A 20151-nucleotide genomic window follows, 5' to 3' on the forward strand; every position below is an offset into this window, starting at 1 on the left:
ACATGGACCTTGGGACGCAACCCGATACCCTGCACGTAGAAAGTGCCCTCCGCCTGGACCGACAGAACCCCTCAGCAAGGTTCATCGTCCCAGGTCAGGAAGGCACTTTCGCGTTTCCGCCCCAAAGTCAGGCGTACCCAAGTGAAACGGCGAGGTTAGTCCTCGACCCAGATGTAGAGCGCATACTTGCTACCGTTCGGGGTGCAGTAGGCGGGTCCGGCGTAGGAGGCCGCCAGCGAGTAGCACGCCGCTTCGGAGTAGCTGCCGTCATACACCCAACGGCCCGCGGCCGCGGCAGTCGATGACGCGATGGTCTCGGAGGTCGCCGGAGCCGCCTGTGCAGTGGCGGCGCCGCCCGCCAGCACGGTGGCCCCCAGAGCTATGCCAGTGAGCAAGATACGAACGCGCATGTGCGTCCTTCCTTCGTCGTTTTCGGCGGGCCCGAGTGCCCATGTTCGGGTGTTGACATTCAGAATGCCGAGGACAACAGCATGCGTCCTTGTCATTCCCCGCAGGAGTGTTGCCGATTCACGCACGACTTGGACGGCAGTTTCCTGTAGTTCTGCGGCGATACCCCGTACGCAGTCCGGAAGAGGCAGCTGAAGTGTGTGGGGTTGGAGAAGCCACAGCGGGCGGCGATGGCCTGGATCGGGCGGGCGTTCAGTTGGGGATTGGCCAGGTCGAGGCGGCAGCGTTCCAATCGGCGGTGGCGTATCCAGACTGCCGGCGACGTATCGTTCTTGGCGAGCAGTCGCTGAAGGTGGCGCAGGGAGATGTGGTGGGCGTCCGCGATCGCCTGGGGAGTCATGGCCGGGTCGGCGAGGTGCTGCTCGACGAACGCACTGATCTGACCCCGCAGGGCACTCCGGCGGCCTCCGGGCTCAGCGCCTCCTCAGCCTCCAGACAGCGGCGAAGACGGACGCCAGGAGGTCTAGGTGAACCGCTCTGGGTTCGATGGAGGCTCTATGTGCTTGATGAGGCCAGCCGTCCGGATCACAAGATCGTCGACAGAAGCGACCGTTTGGTCAGCTGCAGGCCCTCGGCCTGGGCACGGCCCACCAGCACGTCGATCAGCTGATGGTCCACGGCCTTCGCCGACACAGCCTTCGCGGGCTCAACGGCCTCGGGCTCCTACACGTTCTCACTGGTCATCGATGCATCCTCCACGATCGGGAGTTACACCGAGCGATTTACAGTCTCCACTCATCGTCGCTGCCCTCCGGATGGCGACGGTGATCAAGTGGGGGTACTGGCGCAGACCCGCCGACGTGAAGCAGCTCCCCACGTCGACCCAGGGTGGGGAGCTGCTTCATGCCAGGGTGGCGGGGCCACCCCCGAGTACGCGGCGTTCGGCGGCCGGACGCGGCTCCGGTTCGCCAGGGTTGTCGGCGGGAGTGGGTCCGGTGCCCAGCGGGCGGCGGTCGGTCATCTACCCCGGCCGGGCGGTCCCCGGTCCGGTCCGGCCCAAGGTGCACGCGTAAACACGCGTGCGAGGGAGGCAAGCCTCGCCTCCCAGCGGTCCTGGCGGGGCGGGCGGTGGAGGGGTTCGGTCAGCCGGTCGGCTCAGCCCCCGCAGCCGCCGTACTCAAGGGAGCTCACTGCGTTGTCGTAGAGGAACAGTAGTTCCTGCTTCTCACCCGGCGGGATGGTGTAGTGGTAGCCGCGGTAGTCGGCATCAGTGTAGATGCAGACGAACCCCTCGCCACGGTTCCACACCGAGCTGGCTCGGTCGTTCCACGCCCAGCCGACGTTGGGGATGTCCACCCGATACTGGAGCTGCAGGTTGTCCCCGGTGAGGTTGTGGCCGTCGTAGAGGCAGATCTGGCCTTCTTCACAGCGGGTCACGGGTTCATCAGCCGATGCGATTCCCGGAGCCGCCAGTACGGCGGTGGAGGCGAGGACTGCTCCTACTGCCGAGGTCTTGAAAGCCAGGTTCATGACTACCCTTTCCCATTGTTGCGCGTTGGTATCTGTGGAAGCGCGGCCATGGTCCCGCCTCCTACTGCCCAGGGCTTGACCCGAGATCGTGGACACCGGTTCATGCGGCGGTAGTCAGCGTAACTGATCGTTGTTCGAAGGCGTTCGGGCTGATCTGGCCGATGCTGGAGTGCCTCCTCCTGGTGTTGTAGCGGGTGGCCCATCGGAAGACCGCGAGGCCGGCCGCACGGGAGTCTGGCCAGCGTTTCCTTCCCTGAAGCGTCTCGCGTTTCATGGTCGCGTTGAACGGCTCGGCGGCGGCGTTGTCCGCGCTCGTGCCCACCGCGCCGCGCGATCTGACCACGCCGAGGTCGGTGCAGACCTGGGCGAGCTCCTTCGAGGCGTATTGCGCCCCGTTGTCGCTGTGGAAGATCACTCCGCGCAGGCCGCCGGTACCCCGGGCCGCCGCCGCAGCCTTGATCGCGTCGGTGACCAGCCCGGTCCACATGTGGTCGGCGATCGACCAGCCCGCCAGGCGTTTCGAGCACAGGTCCAACACCGTCGACAAGTAGAGGAACTGGCCGTTCCCGTCGGGGAGATACGTGATGTCGCCCACGTACTTCGTGTTCGGCGTCTTCGCGGTGAAGTCACGCCGTAGCAGGTCGCGAACCGGCTTCGCCGATGGCTCGGGGATAGCAGTGCGGTCCTTCTTGCACAGGGGGAAGCCGACGATGCCTCGCGCACGCACGACCCGTGCGACGCGTTTGTGATGGACGCGTCCTCCGGCGTCGCGAAGCTCGGCGGTGACCCGCGGGGCGCCGTAAGTCCCGTCGGACTCGGCGTGGATGGCGGTGATCCGCTCGGCGAGGTCAGCATCCGCCCGGACCCGCCCGACCCGCGCGTCCGCACCGGTGATCCACCGGTAGAACCCGGACCGCGAGACGGCCAGGCTCCGGCACAGCCGCTTGACGCGGAAGGCGCCACGATGATCGTGACGAACTGCAGGCGCGTGGAGTGTTCGGAATTCACCCGTTGACGGACCCGGCACCACGGCGGACTCTCGGAACTGGCGGCCCACGCCGACGAGAAACCGCTTGGCCAGCGGCTGCAGCAGCCGCCACACGGTCGGTTCGTCGAGCGTTCGCCGGAGAGCCGACGAGACCCCAGCCGGCCCTCTCCGCCGTGGTGGCGAAAGCGAGCTCTCACCGATGCCGACCCTCCGGGACCGGTGAGAGGTGTTCGTCTAGGACGTCGGCAGAGAGAATCGATGCTCAATCAGCGTGCGTCCGGAGAGTTCAGGACAACCAGAGGTCACTTATTGTCCTTGATACTGCTGTTGGATTTCTTCTTCTTGAGCTTCTTCTGCTGGTCCTCGCTCATGAGCCAAACCTCCAATGGAAGTTGAGAAACCGGCGTGCGACCCGCTCAGCACATGTCCCCGTCGACCGAGTCGCGTAGATTTCACGGTAAGACGCGGGTTCGGCTTAGGGAAGGCCGACCCGTCAACGGGTGCCAGCCCCGGCGGCCTGCGGCCAAGGCCGCTGAGTGGAGCCTCGGGCCGGCGGGTAGAACCAAAGGAGCGTCAGTCCGAGATCTGATCGCCGCCCCGGGGAGGGCCTGCATGCTCGATGAAGCAGCACAGACCGCGCAGGAGATCACCCCTTTCGTCTTGGCCGCCATCACCGCCTACGGCAGCGCGGTGCTGACGCGGGCCGAGGAGCATGCGACGGATGCGACGCTCTCGTTCGGGCGCAGGCTCCTGCGCCGTCTCACTAGGCGCGACGGAGAGGAGGACGGGGACTCTGGTCCCGCACGGGAGGACTTCATCCGGGCGGTGATCGACGCTGCCGGGGCCCCTCAGAGTGCGGAGATGGCCTCCGTGGTGCGGACGCGCATCGAGCGCCTGCTACACGACGCCCCGGCCCTCGCGGCTGAGATCGCCACCTGGGAACTCCCCGTGGCCCCCGCGACGGTCGCCGTAACCTCGTCTGGCGAACGCTCCCCCGCCGTGCAGTACAACTTCGGCACCATCCACACCGGCGACACCCGCCCGTAATGGCACCGCAACCCCCGCTCCCCGGGGGCGAGGGACCGAGTACATCGGGCGCGCGCTCCCCCGCCGTGCAGTACAACTTCGGTGTCATCCACACCGGCGACGCGGTCGCCCCGCCCACTCCGACGCTCCCGCTACCGGAGTCCGTGCCGCCCAGGCCCGGTCTGCGCAATCTGCCACGTCCCGTGCCCCACACCTTCGTCGGGCGCGAGGAAGAATTGGAGCTGCTGGACGAGGCGGTGCGGCAGCACAGCGGGGGAAGCGCCCAGGTGGTTACCCAGGCCGTGTCAGGGCTGGGCGGCGTGGGCAAGTCCACGCTCGCGCTGCGCTGGGCCCACCGACGCCGCGCCAGCCATCCGGCGGTGTGGTGGATCAATGCCGAGACCCCGGACTCCCTAACCGAGTCCTTCGCCCAACTCACCCGGCGGCTCAACCCTGGCACCGAGCTGGGTGCCCTCTCCTCGCCCGTGCTCGCCGAGTGGGGCCTGGCCTGGGCCGAGACCCACCCCGGCGCTCTGCTGATCTTCGACAACGCCACAGGACCGGAGGAGCTGGCCGGTTCTCTGGCCCGCTTGGAGCGCAGCAACTGCCTCATCACCAGCCGCCGTACGCACGGCTGGCATGCGGTCACGGGCGTCTCGCCGCTCCATCTCGGTGTCCTCGCCCCCTGGGCGTCAGCCGAGCTGTTGCGTCGTGTCAGCGGGAGCGAGGATCCCGTCGTCGAGACCCTGGCCGAGGTGCTGGGGCACCTCCCCTTGGCGCTGGAGCACGCGGGTGCCCACATCCGACGCACCGCGATCTCGCACTCAACCTATATGGAGCGCTTCCACGCCCAGGCGGAGCACCTGCTCGACGTCAACGGGCACGGTGACCCGCACGGCATCACCGTCGCGCGTACCTGGCGCCTGACCCTCGACACCCTCGCAGACCGCTGTGCCGCGGCCCTCCCGCTGCTGCGGATGCTGGCCTGGCTCGCTCCCGTCGGTATCCCGCGTACACTCCCCGCCGCCGCGGTGCGAAACCCCGGCGAGGCGGACGAGGCGCTGGCGGCGCTGGCCGACTTCAGCATGATCACACTCACGGGTGAGAGTATCGCCGTACACCGGCTCGTCCAGGCGCTCTCCCGTACCCCCGGGCCCGGCGATCCCCACCGCTCGCCGACGGCCATCGCCGATGCCCGGAACAGGGCCGTCGCCACCCTCGTCGAGTCCTTCCCCGAGGGGGATCCCGTGGTGGACGTCGCCATCTGGCCGCGCTGTCGAGCCCTGGCACCGCACATTGAGGCGTTCATCGCGCACTGTGCTCCGGAGCGGGGCTCTCTGGCCGTCGCGGACCTGTGCTCGGTCGCCGCGCAATTCTTCCGCGGGCAGGGACAGTTCTCCCGGGCCGTAGCTCTGACCACGTGGGCGTACACGTCGTGCTTGGGCAACTTGGGGAGCGTTCACCCCGCCACCCTCGACGCCCGCCACGACCTGGCCAGGGCCCACCGGGAGGCCGGGGACCTGGAACACGCGGTGGCGCTGTACGAACGCAATCTCGCCGATCGCGAACGGGTCCTTGGCCCACACCACCCCGACACGATCTCCGCACGGCGCAATCTGGCCGGCGCCTACCGGGAGAACGGGGACCTCGCCCAAGCCATTCCCCTCAACGAACAAGTCCTCGCGGACCGCGAACGGCTCCTGGGGCCTGAACACGCACAGACGCTCGTCGCCCGGAATAGCCTGGCCCTGGCCTACCAGGCGGCCGGGGAGCCGCTCCGCGCCGTCCCGCTCCACGAACGGAACCTCACCGTCTGCGAGCGGTCCTTCGGGCCGCGTCATCCCGAGACCCTCAACTCTCTCAGCAACCTCGCCGACGCCTACCAGGAAGCCGGGGATCCGGAACGCGCCCTCCCCCTTCATGAACAGACCCTCGCAGCCAGCGAGGAGGTCCTCGGCCCTCGCCACCCCCGCACCATCCTCTACCGCAGTAGCCTTGCCCTCGCCTACCAGGCGGCGGGGGACCTGGAACGCGCCCTCCCCCTGTTCGAAAGGACACTCACCGACCGTGAACAGGTCCTGGGCCCTGACCATCCCCGCACGGCCATCGCCCGCGCCAACCTGGCGACCGCCTGCCGCGACGCGGTTACAGGTGAGACACCGTCACCTCGAACGCCTTAGCTTGGCGGTTATCCTCGGCGCGCTTGGTGTTCCTTGACAGACCCGGCGCGTTTGACCGTCTTGCCGACGTCGTGGCGTGTGGCCCGGTGCTTGTTCTTCGAGCCGGGAGGCCGTCCCGGACCCGGCTTGGAGGGTTTCGGTGCGGCCACCGGACGGTCCGTGGTCGCGCCTACGTTGCGAAGCCCCCGGCGGACGCGGGCCGGGGTGAGGCGCCGGGGTGCGGCGGGTCGCTCCCTGGCGATCAATAACCGACCCCGCAAGATCCTCGGCTGGAAGACCCCGACCGAGGTCTTCGAGGAGCAGCTACGCTCACTACTGCAGCCCGGTGTTGCAACGACCGGTTGAACTCGCCCCATACACATCCATCAAGCTCACAACGTGCCTGGTCAGAGCAGGGTTACAAGCGTCCATGGGCTCGGTCGGCGACTCTTTCGACAATGCCCTGGCGGAGAACCTGTGGATGCTGATCAAGACCGAGTGGATCCGCGGCCGCGTCTTGCAACCCGGGCCGAGGCGAATCTCGCGCTCTTCGAGCACATCGACGGCTTCTGCAATCCCCGCCGCATCCACAAGCGGCTCGGCTACCTCAGCCCCATCGAGCTCGAAGAAAAGCACTACGCCGACCAGGCAATGGCCGAACGAGTGAACCTGAAACGACGTCAACCCACCCTGGGCCGGATCGGAATACACGTAAGCTCTCGATCACAGACAGAGCGGGGGTGCGAGATGTCGTGGAAGCGGCACCAAGACGAGAGCCCGGCGATGCCGTTGCCGACGGCATGGAATGAACCTGGCCTGCTGCCGCCGGAGCAGCGGGTCCGGGCTGTAGTCGACGCGATCACCGACGGCACCACAGCCCGCCTCGATCAGCTTCATGGTCTGCCGGCCGAGGCCGTCCTGGCGGTAGAGCGTGATCAACAGGCTCCGTTGGCAGATGCCTACCGAGAGTTCCTTTCCCTGATCGGCGGTGGTGCGGGGCGCTTCATGCAGGGGACGGACGTTTACCACCCTCGCATTCTTGGCCTGGGGACGGCTGCCCGCGAGCTTCTCGAAGAGAACGAATCACCCTTCCACTTCGAGGTCACCGACCGCGTCTTCTCCATGCACCAGGGCTATCAGTTCGACTTCATGCGAGGCTCCGGCCCCGATCCCGAGGTCTGGTCGTACTCCGAAGGCGAGCACGCAGACACTCCCGTCCGCAGTTGCGCATCCTTCACGGACTGGCTCCGCGTGACTGCCGAGCGAGAGATGCCAGTCTGGAAGCATCACGCCGAGACGGTCCGCGAGGAGACCGCCGCCGACGGCGGCATTACGTGGCACTGGTAGCCATTCCCTGAATCAGGTGCTCGTCGCTTCCCTGACTTGGTCGCTCGGCTGGGGTTTGCCAGCCGAGCGTGCTGGACCGGCGGGTGATCGCGCGGGAGGAACTGATCGAGGCCCTGGCAGTCTCTGCGGCCGGGTCCACTGCCGTGACCACGACCGAGGCGGGGGAGGAGGCTGTGCCGTCGCTCGCGCCGGTGCCGGGCTCGACGGTGCTGCCCCGGCGGGAAGGGCTGCGGGTGACGGCTTTGGCGCCGGACTGTCAGCGGATTGTGGGCGTGCTGGAACAGCAGCGCTCTATGGGTCACGGGCCGCCGCTTCGAGCCAAGGAGATCGCGGTGGAGCTGGGCCTGGGGGCGACGCCGGCGAAGGTCGAGGGGTTGCGGTCGAAAGCCCGGCGCCTGGCGGAGCGCGGGTGGCTCGCCCTGGATGCGTCGGGGGTCTTCAGTGCCGGCCGGCGGCCCGTGGCCGTGCCAGACACCGGCTCATCCGCGTGACCATCGACCACAGGGTCAGCGCCTCGCTGGTGGCGGGCAGGGTCTCGTAGTTTCGGGCCAGACGGCGGAAGTTCATCAACCAGGCGAACGTGCGCTCTGCCACCCACCGCCTCGGCAGCACCACGAACCCTGTCATGTCGTCGGTGCTCTTGACGATCTCCAACGTCAGGGCGAGTTTGTTCCGGCACCAGCCGACGAGGGAGCCGGTGTAGCCGCCTGCGGCCCAGACGAGGGTGATATCGCGGTGCAGGCGGCGCAGCCGGGCCAGCAGGTCCGCCGCGGCGTCCCGGTCGCCGATGTTCGCGGCAGTGACCGCGACGACCAGGAGCCGACCGAGGGTGTCGGTCACAGTGTGCCGCTTGCGGCCCGGCACCTTCTTTCCGCCGTCGTAGCCGCGTGAGGCGGTCGGCACCATCGCGGCGGCACGCACCGACTGCGCGTCGGTGATCCCCGCCGTGGGCTCGGCCTCGCGGCCCTCGCGTATGACCTATGTGGAGCTGATTGGCTTCGACACGGCCAAGGCCCTGCTCGACGCTCCGGACACAACGCCACAGCGGCCGCCGCCCTGTCGGGCTTCTCCAGCTACGAGAGCCTGCACCGGTCTTTCGCACGTCATCTCGGCATCTCTCCCACCCGGTACCAGCACCGTTTCTCCACCACCTCACCGGTCGGTCGCGCGCCAGCCACCACCGACTGAGACGGCCACACAGATTCATGGCCGCTTTCGACGCACTGATGGCCATCCAGTACCGGACGTCGGCGATCCGTTGCACGCAGAGTGGAAGGACACACGACGAACACCCTCCGGGAGGCAGTCATGGCAGAAGAAATCGCCGGCATCGAGATCCCCGACAGCAAGCTGGCGCGCGAGGCCACCGACCTCATTCGCGACACGACCCCGCCCTTGCTCTTCCACCACTCGCGCCGGGTCTACCTCTTCGGCAGTCTTCAGGCTGTCACTCTGGGCATCCGTCCCGACCGAGAGCTGCTGTACGTCGCCGCGCTCTTCCACGACACCGGTCTGGTGCCGCCCTACCGCAGCGACGACCAGCGCTTCGAGATGGACGGCGCCGACCAGGCGCGGGCGTTCCTGCTCACCCACGGTATCGCCGAGGCCGACGCGGACACCGTGTGGACGGCCATCGCCCTGCACACCACGCCGGAGGTGCCGTACAAGATGGCGCCCGAAGTCGCGGCCACCACGGCCGGTGTCGAGACGGATGTGCTTGGTCTGAATCTGGCCAACATCACCCAGGCACAGATCGATGCGGTCACCGCCGCGCATCCCCGCCCCGACTTCAAGAAGCAGATCCTCCAGGCGTTCACGGACGGCTTCAAGCACCGTCCGGACACCACCTTCGGCACGGTGAACGCGGACGTACTGGAACACTTCGTTCCCGGCTTCCGACGCACCGACTTCGTGGACGTCATCGAGAACTCCGCCTGGCCCGAGTAAGCGCGCGATCCGTCACCCCTGCCGGGCCACGAGCACCACGAGGTCGCCCCGTGCCACCCGGCAGGGCCATTCCCGTCCGCCCACCTGAGACGGATCGCCATGGCCGCAGTCGACGTCCCAGCCGCTGTCGGCGCGTTCATCAACGCCACGAACCGCGGCGACAGTGAAGCCTTCGCCGCCTCCTTCGCCCAGGACGCCCACCTGTATGACTCGGGGCGCGGATTTCAGGGCCGCGACTCCATACGCGACGGGGACCGTACCGACAACACAGGTGTCGACGCACACTTCGAACCGCTCGAAGCAACAGCACCCACCGGATCGTCCTGGCTCAACCCTGGTCGAGCGGTGGTTCGCCGAGCTGACCAACAAGCGGATACGACGAGGCGTCCACAAAAGCGGCCAGGCCCCGCAGAAGGACATCCGTGCCTGGATCGCTGCAGGGAACACCGACCCGAAGCCCCAGGAGCACGGCGAGCGTCTCGTGGTCACTCGCCCCCACCGCTTCATGCACCGGTGTCCACGGCTCTGCCCGGCGTTCTGGGAGCTGGGTCAACACAGTTCTCCCGGCTCGGGAAGGGCTTGTTCGACGGAAGCGATACGGTATCGGCCGTGCTCGCAGAGGCCGCCGTCCCTCCCGCGGACCGACCGGGCTTTCGCTGCCGCGTCGTCGAGTGTTGCGGCCATCAGGTGCACGGTAGGTGACTACAGGCCGGGAAGGGGGCCGTCGGAGGTGGGCTGGGCCACGATCCGGTAGACGCGATACCGGCAGATCACAGGAGCCGCGATCCCCGACCGCTCGGCCTGAACTACATCGCGCATCAGCCGCTGCAGACGCTGCTCTTCGTAGCAGACCGCACGAAGTCGTGAGAGGGCACGTACGCGGCCACCTCCTCCCTGGCCATGAGCTGGGCGATCCGTTCCCACTGAAGACGCCGCAGCTCCGCGATGAACAGCTCGCTCAAATGATGCGGTTCCGCCGGGCCCAGCCGCGCACGCCCGACGCGTTCCTGCGCTAGGCGTACCTGCACGGACGCCTGGCGGGCGAGACGGAGATCGGACAGGTCCTCGCGCAGATCGGCCGGGAACCGAACCGGCCACGCCGCAACCCTGCCGAGGAGGACCGATGAGCACGGCGGACCTGCGCGACGGCAGATCCTGTCCGACCGGCTGAAACCGGATGAGCGGGTGCCCGCGGTGCGCAGCCTGCAGCAGCAGTACGCCATCGCCGGCATGACGGCGCGGGCTGCCCTGCACGTGCTGCGCGCCGAGGACCTGGTCCATGTCGTGCAGGGCAGGGGCAGCTTCGTCGCCGATCCCCTGCCCCTCGACTCGGTGAGCGAGCGAAACCGCGACGAGGTCCTGGAGGAGGCACTGCGCGATGCCCTGAGGCACATCCGGCCACAGGGGCACCCACCCCAGCCGGGAGCTCGACACCTGCCTCATCCCCTGTGAGCGTGCCGTACGTCCTGGGCTCCGGCCGGCGCGAACTCCCCCGTACCGGCCCGGTGCGGTGCGGCTGTCCCAAGGTCATAGAGCCGGTGGCACGGGGCCGCAATCGGGGTCCCTTCGCAGCTCCCGGCAGGCGGACCGGATCTCTTGCAGGAGGGTCCGGTAGTCCTCGCCGTAGGCGGTCACGGCCGCGTACACCGCGTCCAGGGCCGCCTGAAGCGGGTCGGCTTCGGCGGCGCCGAGCAGCGCGGTCAGGGCCATGTGGGGCTGGGACATCCGCAGGGACAAGTCCGGCTCGCCGAACGTGACCCTCATCGTGTACGGCATCACTCCCCCGGACCGCGGTGCCGGTGGTGCGGCACGGTCCGGCGACTTCACCAGGGCGGCCGCGGGACCTGTGATCCGCGGGAGCGCGGTGGGCTTGGGCATCGGCCTGTGCGCGTCGCTGCGGGCGGGTGGCTGGAAGGGGGGCCGCTCGGGCGGAACGGCCTGGCCGACGGTCCTGTCGGGGACCCGCGGGTCCGCTTCCAGAGCCCGCCACACCTGGGCCGGGTCGTCGAGGGGCGGCGGCAGCGGGCGGCCCTCGGCCAAGGCGGTGAGCCCTGCGACGATCCAGTCGAGGCCGGTGAGCCCAGCCGCCTCACAGGCGCGGCGCGCGGCCAGCAGCGCCGCTGCCCGCTGGATTTCGGGGCCGGCGGCGTCGATGGCGTGGACGAGGGCCGGATCGAAGGCGCGCAGACCGCGCACGTTGCCACCGACCTCGCGCAGGGCCTGGCTCGGCGATCGTCCGCCCCACTGCCACCGCTCGTGGGCGAGCCGACGTTCTTCTTCGTTTTGTTCCTGCGCGAGGCGGGCCTGGCGTTCGGCTTCGGCACGTTCGGCCGGTGTGGGCGGAGTGGACTGCCGACGGGCGTAGTTGTGCCAGTACGCGGCAGTCGCCGAGGCCTGTTTCAGGACACGGTCCGGTGCGGGCGGAGCAGGCCAGAACTGCAGCAGATAGCAGTCCAGTTGCGGCTCATCGTCCAGCCGGGTGTCCTGGCGATGCGCCTCGTCCATGCCCCGGGCGCAGTAGCGCACCCGGTAGTCCGTCTCCTCCAGGTCGAGGTCCCAGGAGGCCTCCCCCGCCCACTGCACGAGAGCGCTGCCGGCCGAGACGGGGCGGAAGGACGTCTCCACGACGTCCTCCCACGCCGGATCCAGCGGTGGGGCCTGGTCGTGCACCTCGACGGTGAAGCCGACGCTGCCCGTGTGCAGCCCGGTCGACAACCACAGCGCGCCCGGTACCGCGGCCCCGCACAGCCCGGCACTCTGCCCGGCAAAAGACTCCGCGAGGTCCGGGCCGAAGCCGTCCGGATCACTCTGGACGTAGATCTGGCCGTAGTGAACGTGGACTTCGCCCTCAACTGGCCTGCGCACCCTCATCCCCTCGTCGCCGGGAACGCCTGATACCCGGCAACCTACGGCACGGCACTGACACGGCTCCGTGCCGTTCCCGGCGTCACTGATTCCCCATCAGGTCTGTCAAGGGCTGCGGTAGTGGACGGTGACCGTGTTTTGCCGCTGCGAGACCGCGTTGAGGTGGATCGAGCGTCCGTCGCGCGGGTACCAGCCCGTCTCATCGCGGCGGACGGGCCCGTGTCCGAGCCGCTTCAGCAGATGGTGGCGCCTGCAGCTCCTCGCCGAGAAGCTCAACCCCCACATGGGCCAGAACCAAGCTGCGCGGGGCCACCCGGGACCAGATCGGCGCCCTGCTGGGCATGACCGGGGACCCCGCGCGCAAGAAGTTCTCCCTGCCCGCCCGCCGCACCGGCCACCGCTAGGTGCCCGCCGTGCCGCGACCCACGCTGGCAGGCCCGGCCTCGGCAGGACCCGGCTCCCGCGGCCGGCACCGCCGACCCCACGGCCCCGGACGGTGCCGTGGGGCCGGCGAGGACAGCACAGGCAGCCACTCATCCCCCACCCCCGCACCGGCCCCGGTGCCCTGCGCGCTGCCCGCCACCGGCGGCCGCGACCTGGCCACCGTCCTCAGCAGCCTCCAGCGCGCCTCCGGCCTCAGCCTGCGCACGCGGGCCGGCAGCACCGAGCTCTCCCCCAGCTTCCTCTCCCGCGTCATGTCCGGCGAACGCTTCCCCTCCTGGAGGCACGCCTGCTCGATCGCCCGCGCCTGCGGCGCCGACCCCGAGGTCTTACGCAGGGTCTGGGAATCGTCCAACGCCCGCCGCGACAACCAGCCCCCGCCCTCACACCCTCGCCTCCGCGCTGCGCTTCCTGCACCTCGCGCCGGCAGCCCCACCCTCTGGGCCATCTCCGTCACGACCGGCATCGCCGTCTCGCCCACCGTCCACGCATCATCGCCGCTCCCACCCAGGCCACCGCCCGGAAGCTGGAGAAACTGTCCGGCGAGCAAGCCGTTGACACGGCCCTGACGCCGGGCAACGGAATCGGGACCGCGGACTGCACGAGCCCGACGTGGGGCGTCCAGGCAAGTGCACGCGTCAGACCATCCGCAAGAGGGTGCAGCCCGATGACGTCTTCCACGTCCTCAAACGGTGTTTCCGTGCCCCCGTCGCCAGCGGACCCACGATCATCTCCGTGCACGTGCCCGCCTAGCTAGGGACGAGTCCACCCTGCCCGCGCGGGCCGCCTCAGCGATCAGGCCCTCCAGCAGGGCGGTGAAGACAGCGGCATTCCGCCAGACCCGGAAGCGTCCATAGACGGTCGGCCACGGCCCGAACTCGGCCGGCATCTCCTCCCCGCGCGCTGGTCCTGAACCTCCAGATCACCCCCTCGAACTGCTCCCGCAGCCACTCGGGGTACGGGCCGTACTCGCCTACCGGCAGGAACGGCTCGATCAACTTCCACTGCTCGTCCGTGAGTTGCCTGCGTCCTCGCCCTCACCTGCTCGACCAGCCCCTGCTCGCGGGCATCCTGTCCCGCTGTCCTCCTCGGCCGGGTGTCCTTTGACAGCGAAGATAGTCGGGCGCAGGATGCTGACCCGCGGCGACTAAGTTGGGTGTCAACGAGTCATCTCGTGGTTAGGAAGTCGCCGACGAGCTGTGCTGCATCCGGGGAGAACATCCGCCGCCTTCCCGCGAAGGACGCCAAGCGGATTCTGGCCGCCGGCTCCACCGGTGGTCTGGGCCAGCTCACCGTCGCCCATCTCCTGGCGCGAGGACACCGGGTCGTCGCCCACGCACGCAATGACCAGCGGGCGGCGGACGTACGCGGGACCGGTCGGGGCTGGAGGCCGTGGTCACCAGGGACCCGAAGAACCTGGACGAGACGCGCAGGCTCGCCGCCCGGATCAACAAGCTGGGGGCGTTCGACGTCATCGGCCACAACGCCGGGGAGTACGGCGTGTCGAACACGGAGAAGCTGAACGTCAACGCGCTTCGTGTCAACGCGGTGGCCCCCGGCTGGGTGCCGACCAAGATGGGGTTCGTCAACGGCCCGTACACCCCCGACGACCTCCGTGCCGGCTACCAGACCCGGATTGGGCTGGCCGAGAGCCTGCGAGCCGAGGATCCGGCGAGTTCTTCTTCCACCGCGAACCGGAGGGCGACGTCCACCCTGCGATGGGGCTGCGTGGCGCTGAAGGCCACACAGCCCTGACAGGGGCAGACGAGTCATGCGCCGACGGCGCCGAACTCCACAGGGTCCGGCGTCATGGACACTCAGCTGGTCATCGACCGTTCGGTGTCCGTGTCGGCTTCCTGGGTGGCGGCCCAGGTGGCGAGCAGGTGCAGTCCCTCCTCGGAGGGTGAGCCGGGTTCGGCGGTGTAGATGGTGAGGGTGAGACCGGGGGCGGCGGCCATCTCCAGGCCCTCGAAGGCGAGGGTGAGGTCGCCGACGGCATGGTGGTGGAAGTGCTTGGTGCCGGTTCCGTGGTGGCGGACGTTGTGCGCGCCCCACCGGGTGCGGAAGGCGTCACTGCGGGTGCACAGCTCCCCGACCAGGTCGTGCAGGTCCTTGTCGTGCGCGTTGCGGCCGGCTTCCGCCCGCACGATGGCGACGGTGACGTCGGCGAAGGCGTCCCAGTCCGGGTAGAAGCGGCGGGCGGCGGGGTCGAGGAAGGTGAAGCGGGCCAGGTTCTGCTGGTTGCCGACCGTGGCGTAGAGGTCGGTGTAGAAGGCGCGGAAGAGCTGGTTGGAGGCGAGGACGTCCATGCGACCGTTGCGGACGAACGCGGGCCCGGCGGTGATTGCGTCCAGAGCCCATTGGAGGCTGCGGTGCGGCTTCCACTGGTCCTTCGTGCGCCGACGACGGGGACGGGTGAGGGCGTCGGAGCCGTCAGCGGCCTGGGCGAGATTCACCAGGTGGGCGCGCTCGGCATCATCGAGCCGAAGGGCGCGGGCGAGGGCCTCGAGAACGGACGGGGAGACGCCGACGAGGTTGCCGCGCTCCAGTTTCGAGTAGTACTCCACGCTCATGTCCGCCAGCGCCGCGACCTCGCTGCGGCGCAGGCCCGGCACGCGGCGCCGGGAGCCTGGGGGCAGTCCGGCCTGGTCGGGGGTGATCTTTGCGCGCCGCGAGGTCAGGAACTCGCGGACCTCCTCACGGTTGTCCATGTCCTCGACGGTACGTCCCGCACGCCGCCACAGGGATGTACTGCCAGTACACCCTTTGCCAGTGACTCGCTGTGCGCGTGAAGAGGGGGTTACCTGGAAGGCGTGGTGCTCCTCCACCCGGCCTTCGGGTGCGGGAAGGCGGGGCTCCGCACCCGGCTGTGGCGGTCCGCCGCCCGAGCCTCTTCCCGAGCGGGACCGGCCACCCCGTGCCGCGTTCCGCACCTCTTTCAGCCCAAGGACTCACGATGACCACGTTCGCGCTGGTAGGCGCAGGCCCCGGTCTGGGCCTGGCCGCAGCTCGCCGCTTCGGCAAGGCGGGCCACAGCGTCGCACTCCTCGCGCGCGACGCCGATCGCCTCGACGATCTGGTGGCAGCACTGGACAGCGACGGGATCCAGGCCCGCGGCTACACCGCCGACGTCCTCGACCCCGACACGCTGACCCAGGCCCTGATCGCGGCGGCCGGGGATCTGGGGCCCGTGGAGATCCTGCAGTACAGCCCGGTGCCGCGGGCCGACTTCATGAAGCCGGTGCTGGAGACCACCGCGGCCGACCTGGACGCCCCGCTGGCGTTCTCGGTGAAGGCTCCTGTCACCTGCGTGAACGCGGTTCTGCCCGGGATGCGGGAGCTGGGCCGGGGCACGCTGCTGTTCGTCAACGGGGGCAGCGCCGTCCGTTCGAAGCCCAGCGTGGCCGGGACCTCCATCGCGTTCGCCGGCGAGAGCGCGTACGCGGAGATGCTGCACACCGCGCTCGCACCGGAAGACATCCACGCCGCCCAGCTCATCGTCCCCGGCGCGATCCACCCCGACTCCGCCACCTCCAGCCCCGAGGTGCTGGCCGAACGGCTGTACGCCCTGCACACCGACCGCGACGGCTTCAGGCACTACGCCGAGCCGATGCCCGACTGACCGGGGACGGCACGCATGACCTTCCCCCTCCGCCGGGCCGTGGTCGGCACCGCCGCCACCGGCGCTCTTCTGCTGGCCACGACCGCCTGCTCCGACTCGTCGCAGCAGAACCCCTCGACCGCACCCGCTTCCTCCACGTCGCCGGCGGCGCCGCAGCAGCCCGCGGCGTCCGCCAGTCCCTCCGGCTCGAACAGGAACACATCGATGGACATCCGCGTCACCCTCGACGGCCGGCCCGTCGACGCGACCTTGAACGACAGCCCCGCCGCCCGCGACCTGGCCTCCCTGCTCCCGCTCACCCTGGACCTGGAGGACTTCCACGGAACCGAGCGGATCGCCGACCCGCCGCGCAAGCTGACCACCGAAGACGCCCCCGAACCGCAAGCCGCCAAGACCGGGGATCTCACCTACTACGCGCCCTGGGGCAACCTCGCCGTCTTTTACAAGGGCGGCCCTTCTGCCTCCTCCGACCTGCTGATCCTCGGCCACATCGACGCCGACGCCGACCAGCTGTCCAAGGCCGAACGGATCACCATCGAAGCGGCCTCCTGACCCCGCCCACCCCCTCCTCGTACGGGAAGAAGTATGCGCATGTCCTCCGCCACCAGGTCCGCCACCGGGCCCGCTTCCAGCCGACTGCCCTTCGTCGTCTGGGTGCTCGCCGCCGGCACGTTCCTGCTGGGCACCACCGAGTTCGTCATCGCCGGTCTGCTGCCCGAGATGGCCACCGACCTGAACGTGAGCGTGTCGCACGCCGGACTGCTGATCACCGCGTTCGCCGTCGGCATGATCGTCGGCGGGCCCACGATGGCCATGGCCACCCTGCGCCTGCCTCAGCGCCACACCCTCATCGGCGCACTCGCCGTCTTCGCCCTCGGCCACGTCGTAGCCGCACTCAGTACCTCCTTCACCGTGGTCCTCGCGGCCCGGGTCGTGACCGCGCTGGCCACCGGCGCGTTCTGGGCCGTCGGCTTCGTCATCGCCACCGCCGCCGCGGGCCCAGCAAGCTCCACCCGCGCGGTCGGCGTGATGATGGGCGGCCTCACGCTGGCCAACGTGGTCGGAGTTCCGATCGGCTCGTTCGTCGGCCAGTACACCGGCTGGCGCGGCCCGTTCTGGGCGCTGGCCGTCCTCGCCGCCCTGGCAGCCGTCTTCGTCGGCCGGTTCATCCCCCGCACCGACCAGCGGGCCGAGGTGTCGGTACGGGCCGAGGTCCGCGCCCTTCGGCAGAGTCGGCTGTGGCTGGCGCTCGCCGCCGCCGTGCTGATCATGGGCGGAGTCCTGGCGACCTACACGTACATCACGCCGCTGCTGACCGACCGTGCGGGCATCCCGGCCGGGGCCGTGCCGCTGGTGCTGATCGCCTTTGGTATCGGCGCGCTGGGCGGCACCGCCATCGGCGGCCGTCTGGGGGACCGCCGCCCGGTGGCCACGGCGATCACCGCAGCCGCTGCCTCCGCCGTGACCCTCCTGGCGCTGATCCCGGCCTCGAACAGCCCGGTGCCCGCCGTGATCCTGGTCTTCCTGATGGCGCTGACCGGGTTCACCGTCAACCCGGTCGTCACCTCCCTCGCCGTGCGCTTCGCCGGCGACGCCCCCACCCTCACCTCGGCACTGACCACCTCCGCCTACAACACCGGCATCGCCGCGGGCTCCCTCGCTGCGGGCCGGGCTCTGGACTCCTCCCTCGGCCTGACCGGTCCGGCCCTGGTCGGCGCCGCCTTCGCCGCGCTCACCCTGCTGCCGCTGGCCGCCCTCGCCCTCAGCAACGCGACCGGCTCCTCCCGCATCGTCGCCCAGCACACCACCGGCGCCGGCACCGGCGAGCAGCAGGCCGCGAACGCCACCATGACCTCCGCGCGCTGAACTTCCCTGCCTTTGCAACTTCGTTGGGAGCAACCGTCATGAACCCCACCTACGACTTCACCGGCCAGGTTGCCTTCGTCACCGGCGCCAGCTCCGGCATGGGTCTGGCCACCGCCCGCGCCTTCGCCGAAGCCGGGGCGGCCGTCGCGCTCGCCGACATCAACGAGGACGCCGTGAACGCCGCGGCCAAGCAGCTCGCCGACGACGGCCACAAGGCCCTCGCCCTGGTCTGCGACGTCAGCGACGAGGACCAGGTCGCCGCCGCTGTCGACCGCACCGTGGAGACCTTCGGCCGCCTCGACATGGCCTACAACAACGCCGGGATCATGCCCCCGCCCACCGACGCCGCCGACGAGAGCGCGGAGCAGTTCGACCGCGTCCAGAACATCAACTTGCGCGGCATCTGGGCGAGCGTGAAGCACGAGCTGCGCCACATGCGCACCCAGGGCAGTGGAGCGATCGTCAACTGCTCATCCCTCGGCGGACTCGTCGGCAACCCTGGTCGCGCCGCCTACCACGCCACCAAGCACGGTGTGATCGGCCTGACCAAGAGCGCCGCCCTCGAGTACGGCTCCCGAGGTGTTCGTATCAACGCCGTCTGCCCCGGCACCATCAGCACCCCCATGGTCGACGCCATGGTCGAAGGCGGAGAACTCGCCCGCAGCGAGGCCGAAGCGGGGCAGGCCATCGACCGGCTCGGCACCGCCGACGAGATCGCACAGGCCGTCCTGTGGCTGTGCAGCGACGGCGCCAGCTACGTCACCGGCATCGCCCTCCCCGTGGACGGCGGCTACACCGCCCAGTGACCGCTCCCGGCGACGGGAACTGCATACGCGCTGAACTGCTCACGTCGGGAGTGTCTCATCAACGGCGGATCTGTGATCAAGGAGACGCCGGAGATGACCGACACCGTCGTTGAGCCTGAGCCCGCTGAGAGCCGGTGCAGGCGCCGTCGAGTACGGCGACGGATGAGCAGTTGATCGCAATGCTGGTGAACCGCGCCCGTACGGAGGGACTGCATCTGACTGGCGAGGGCAGGCTGCTGCAGATGCTGACGAAGCGGGTGCTGGAGTCTGGCCTGGAGGGCGAGATCATCGGTCACCTCGGCCACGAGAAGCACGATCCGGCCGGGAAGAACAACGGCAACAGCCGCAAACGGCACCCGGGTGAAGACCGTGCTGACCGACGTCGGCCCCGTCGAGGTCAGGGTGCCCCGGGATGTGTCCGGCAGCTTCGAGCCGCAGATCGTCAAGAAGCGGCAGCGGCGTCTGACCGGCGTCGACTAGATGGTGCATCACCGACAGGGTGATGGACGGCATGGCCGAATAGCAGAGCCGGCCGCTGGACCGTGTCTGTCCGGTCCTGTTCGTGGACGCCATCAACGTCGAGATCAGGGACGGGCAGGTCGCGAGCCCTCCGATGTACGTGCTGATGGCGGTGCCCGTGGAGGGCACCCGCCACATTCTCGTCGGTTGGCAGGTCGATCGCCGGCGCTGTCATTGAGCGAGAGCACTCTGTAGCGGTGGCATCAGGCGACGGCCGGGCACTGACGAGCAGAGCCGAGCGAGGCGGGCCTCACGCAGCCCCTCCCACGACGTGCAGTCCTTCACCGAGGGCAGGCCGTCGGTGGCGATGTCCTCCAAGACGATGGCGAGCCGGTCGGCGTTCTCGAGGCGCTGGGCCCCTGGCTTGCGGACAGTACCGGCCCGGTTCCGCCGGCTCCCGGTGCTCCGCTCGGGCCCGGCCGGCGCCCGCTGTCAGGAGCACCATTGGGCGCTCGCCGAAGTCCACCGCCTCCCACGCGCGCGACCCGTGCGCGGCTTGGGCCGGGCTCCGGCGTCGACGTGTCAGAGGTGAGAGACGGCGGTGCTTCCCGGTCGAAGGCCGCGCACCCGCCCTGCTCCTTCAGAGGTGCTGGACGGGCCACGGTGGTGAGCGACGCCGGTGCCGGC

21 protein-coding genes and 6 pseudogenes are annotated in these 20151 nt (G+C 69.4%); 16 read left to right on the top strand and 11 right to left on the bottom strand.

Annotated features, from left to right (window positions below; genetic code table 11):
• Positions 1-155: 155 nt before the first annotated feature.
• The 4 genes from RM812_RS17940 to RM812_RS17950 form a co-directional block, all read right to left on the bottom strand.
• Positions 156-410 (bottom strand): hypothetical protein, encoded by a 255-nt coding sequence (locus RM812_RS17940; RefSeq protein WP_311573586.1) that lies wholly within the window; start codon positions 408-410, stop codon positions 156-158.
• Positions 411-502: 92 nt separating this feature from the next.
• Positions 503-808, bottom strand: a complete 306-nt coding sequence (locus RM812_RS43050; protein WP_394816467.1) for a helix-turn-helix transcriptional regulator — start codon at positions 806-808, stop codon at positions 503-505.
• A gap of 755 nt (positions 809-1563) precedes the next feature.
• Entirely contained in the window at positions 1564-1845 is a 282-nt protein-coding gene (locus RM812_RS17945) for a peptidase inhibitor family I36 protein (RefSeq protein ID WP_311573587.1), read from the bottom strand.
• Positions 1846-2038: 193 nt separating this feature from the next.
• Positions 2039-3040, bottom strand: a complete 1002-nt coding sequence (locus tag RM812_RS17950) for an IS3 family transposase (RefSeq protein ID WP_394816468.1) — start codon at positions 3038-3040, stop codon at positions 2039-2041.
• A gap of 498 nt (positions 3041-3538) precedes the next feature.
• Here RM812_RS17950 and RM812_RS17955 point away from each other — a divergent pair, with 498 nt between their 5' ends.
• Both RM812_RS17955 and RM812_RS17960 read left to right on the top strand, forming a co-directional pair.
• The gene (locus RM812_RS17955) at positions 3539-3973 is read left to right on the top strand and encodes a hypothetical protein (RefSeq protein ID WP_311573588.1); all 435 of its coding nucleotides are present in this window, start codon (positions 3539-3541) and stop codon (positions 3971-3973) included.
• 65 nt (positions 3974-4038) lie between these two features.
• On the top strand, positions 4039-6132 hold the full coding sequence (locus tag RM812_RS17960) for a tetratricopeptide repeat protein (protein ID WP_311573589.1): 2094 nt from the start codon (positions 4039-4041) through the stop codon (positions 6130-6132).
• An 8-nt stretch (positions 6133-6140) separates the two neighbouring features.
• On the opposite strand, the pseudogene RM812_RS17965 reads toward RM812_RS17960, so the two are convergent.
• Positions 6141-6365, bottom strand: a pseudogene (locus RM812_RS17965) (NF041680 family putative transposase); the annotation flags it as partial.
• Positions 6366-6588: 223 nt separating this feature from the next.
• Between RM812_RS17965 and RM812_RS17970 the strand changes: the two are divergent.
• The gene (locus tag RM812_RS17970) at positions 6589-7458 is read left to right on the top strand and encodes an SMI1/KNR4 family protein (protein WP_311573754.1); all 870 of its coding nucleotides are present in this window, start codon (positions 6589-6591) and stop codon (positions 7456-7458) included.
• Positions 7459-7526: 68 nt separating this feature from the next.
• Positions 7527-7949, top strand: a complete 423-nt coding sequence (locus RM812_RS17975) for a hypothetical protein (protein ID WP_311573590.1) — start codon at positions 7527-7529, stop codon at positions 7947-7949.
• On the opposite strand, the gene RM812_RS17980 is transcribed toward RM812_RS17975, so the two are convergent.
• On the bottom strand, positions 7897-8379 hold the full coding sequence (locus RM812_RS17980; protein ID WP_394816469.1) for a transposase: 483 nt from the start codon (positions 8377-8379) through the stop codon (positions 7897-7899). The two genes, RM812_RS17975 and RM812_RS17980, sit on opposite strands and share 53 nt — an antisense overlap.
• A 52-nt stretch (positions 8380-8431) precedes the next feature.
• Between RM812_RS17980 and RM812_RS17985 the strand changes: the two are divergent.
• The 3 genes and pseudogenes from RM812_RS17985 to RM812_RS43055 form a co-directional block, all read left to right on the top strand.
• A pseudogene (locus tag RM812_RS17985) lies at positions 8432-8646 on the top strand (helix-turn-helix domain-containing protein); the annotation flags it as partial.
• 120 nt (positions 8647-8766) lie between these two features.
• On the top strand, positions 8767-9405 hold the full coding sequence (locus tag RM812_RS17990) for an HD domain-containing protein (RefSeq protein WP_311573591.1): 639 nt from the start codon (positions 8767-8769) through the stop codon (positions 9403-9405).
• A 309-nt stretch (positions 9406-9714) separates the two neighbouring features.
• Positions 9715-9865 (top strand): annotated as a pseudogene (locus RM812_RS43055) (IS630 family transposase); the annotation flags it as partial.
• A 358-nt stretch (positions 9866-10223) separates the two neighbouring features.
• On the opposite strand, the gene RM812_RS17995 reads toward RM812_RS43055, so the two are convergent.
• Positions 10224-10367 carry a hypothetical protein gene (locus RM812_RS17995; RefSeq protein ID WP_311573592.1) on the bottom strand — a complete coding sequence of 48 codons (144 nt, stop codon included), beginning with the start codon at positions 10365-10367 and terminating at the stop codon, positions 10224-10226.
• Between the two features lie 193 nt (positions 10368-10560).
• On the opposite strand from RM812_RS17995, the gene RM812_RS18000 reads away from it, so the two are divergent.
• Entirely contained in the window at positions 10561-10857 is a 297-nt protein-coding gene (locus tag RM812_RS18000; protein ID WP_311573747.1) for a GntR family transcriptional regulator, read from the top strand.
• A gap of 75 nt (positions 10858-10932) precedes the next feature.
• Here the strand turns inward: RM812_RS18000 and RM812_RS18005 are convergent, their stop codons facing one another.
• Entirely contained in the window at positions 10933-12276 is a 1344-nt protein-coding gene (locus tag RM812_RS18005; protein WP_311573593.1) for a hypothetical protein, read from the bottom strand.
• 554 nt (positions 12277-12830) lie between these two features.
• Between RM812_RS18005 and RM812_RS43060 the strand changes: the two genes are divergently transcribed.
• Positions 12831-13280, top strand: coding sequence for a helix-turn-helix domain-containing protein (locus tag RM812_RS43060; RefSeq protein WP_394816470.1), 450 nt, complete (start codon positions 12831-12833; stop codon positions 13278-13280).
• A gap of 185 nt (positions 13281-13465) precedes the next feature.
• On the opposite strand, the pseudogene RM812_RS18010 reads toward RM812_RS43060, so the two are convergent.
• Positions 13466-13709 (bottom strand): annotated as a pseudogene (locus tag RM812_RS18010) (transposase); the annotation flags it as partial.
• A gap of 394 nt (positions 13710-14103) precedes the next feature.
• Here RM812_RS18010 and RM812_RS18015 point away from each other — a divergent pair.
• Positions 14104-14466 carry a Rossmann-fold NAD(P)-binding domain-containing protein gene (locus RM812_RS18015; protein ID WP_311573594.1) on the top strand — a complete coding sequence of 121 codons (363 nt, stop codon included), beginning with the start codon at positions 14104-14106 and terminating at the stop codon, positions 14464-14466.
• A gap of 62 nt (positions 14467-14528) precedes the next feature.
• Here RM812_RS18015 and RM812_RS18020 read toward each other — a convergent pair whose 3' ends face one another.
• Positions 14529-15422: a helix-turn-helix transcriptional regulator gene (locus tag RM812_RS18020; protein ID WP_311573595.1), complete on the bottom strand. Its 894-nt coding sequence runs from the start codon at positions 15420-15422 to the stop codon at positions 14529-14531.
• Positions 15423-15667: 245 nt separating this feature from the next.
• Between RM812_RS18020 and RM812_RS18025 the strand changes: the two genes are divergently transcribed.
• Complete coding sequence (locus RM812_RS18025) at positions 15668-16333, top strand: SDR family NAD(P)-dependent oxidoreductase (RefSeq protein WP_311573596.1); 666 nt, start codon at positions 15668-15670, stop codon at positions 16331-16333.
• Here RM812_RS18025 and RM812_RS18030 read toward each other — a convergent pair.
• Complete coding sequence (locus RM812_RS18030; RefSeq protein WP_311573597.1) at positions 16309-16545, bottom strand: hypothetical protein; 237 nt, start codon at positions 16543-16545, stop codon at positions 16309-16311. The two genes, RM812_RS18025 and RM812_RS18030, sit on opposite strands and share 25 nt — an antisense overlap.
• Between RM812_RS18030 and RM812_RS18035 the strand changes: the two genes are divergently transcribed.
• The 5 genes and pseudogenes from RM812_RS18035 to RM812_RS43345 all read left to right on the top strand — a co-directional run.
• Complete coding sequence (locus RM812_RS18035; RefSeq protein WP_311573598.1) at positions 16538-16885, top strand: cyclophilin-like fold protein; 348 nt, start codon at positions 16538-16540, stop codon at positions 16883-16885. The genes RM812_RS18030 and RM812_RS18035 overlap by 8 nt on opposite strands.
• A 39-nt stretch (positions 16886-16924) precedes the next feature.
• Positions 16925-18199 (top strand): MFS transporter, encoded by a 1275-nt coding sequence (locus RM812_RS18040; RefSeq protein ID WP_311573599.1) that lies wholly within the window; start codon positions 16925-16927, stop codon positions 18197-18199.
• Positions 18200-18237: 38 nt separating this feature from the next.
• Complete coding sequence (locus tag RM812_RS18045; protein WP_311573600.1) at positions 18238-19005, top strand: SDR family NAD(P)-dependent oxidoreductase; 768 nt, start codon at positions 18238-18240, stop codon at positions 19003-19005.
• A 179-nt stretch (positions 19006-19184) separates the two neighbouring features.
• Positions 19185-19482: pseudogene (locus RM812_RS43340) on the top strand (transposase); the annotation flags it as partial.
• Between the two features lie 7 nt (positions 19483-19489).
• A pseudogene (locus tag RM812_RS43345) lies at positions 19490-19684 on the top strand (transposase); the annotation flags it as partial.
• Positions 19685-20151 lie beyond the last annotated feature (467 nt).

Origin of the sequence: Streptomyces lancefieldiae (genome assembly GCF_031845825.1) — a bacterium.
GTDB classification, from domain to species: domain Bacteria; phylum Actinomycetota; class Actinomycetes; order Streptomycetales; family Streptomycetaceae; genus Streptomyces; species Streptomyces lancefieldiae.

Coding starts and splice junctions, on each gene's coding strand:
- RM812_RS17940 (WP_311573586.1), bottom strand. CDS start 410: ATGCGCGTTCGTATCTTGCTCACTGGCATAGCTCTGGGGGCCACCGTG.
- RM812_RS43050 (WP_394816467.1), bottom strand. CDS start 808: ATGACTCCCCAGGCGATCGCGGACGCCCACCACATCTCCCTGCGCCAC.
- RM812_RS17955 (WP_311573588.1), top strand. CDS start 3,539: ATGCTCGATGAAGCAGCACAGACCGCGCAGGAGATCACCCCTTTCGTC.
- RM812_RS17990 (WP_311573591.1), top strand. CDS start 8,767: ATGGCAGAAGAAATCGCCGGCATCGAGATCCCCGACAGCAAGCTGGCG.
- RM812_RS18005 (WP_311573593.1), bottom strand. CDS start 12,276: ATGAGGGTGCGCAGGCCAGTTGAGGGCGAAGTCCACGTTCACTACGGC.
- RM812_RS18020 (WP_311573595.1), bottom strand. CDS start 15,422: ATGGACAACCGTGAGGAGGTCCGCGAGTTCCTGACCTCGCGGCGCGCA.
- RM812_RS18025 (WP_311573596.1), top strand. CDS start 15,668: ATGACCACGTTCGCGCTGGTAGGCGCAGGCCCCGGTCTGGGCCTGGCC.
- RM812_RS18035 (WP_311573598.1), top strand. CDS start 16,538: ATGGACATCCGCGTCACCCTCGACGGCCGGCCCGTCGACGCGACCTTG.
- RM812_RS18030 (WP_311573597.1), bottom strand. CDS start 16,545: ATGTCCATCGATGTGTTCCTGTTCGAGCCGGAGGGACTGGCGGACGCC.
- RM812_RS18040 (WP_311573599.1), top strand. CDS start 16,925: ATGTCCTCCGCCACCAGGTCCGCCACCGGGCCCGCTTCCAGCCGACTG.
- RM812_RS18045 (WP_311573600.1), top strand. CDS start 18,238: ATGAACCCCACCTACGACTTCACCGGCCAGGTTGCCTTCGTCACCGGC.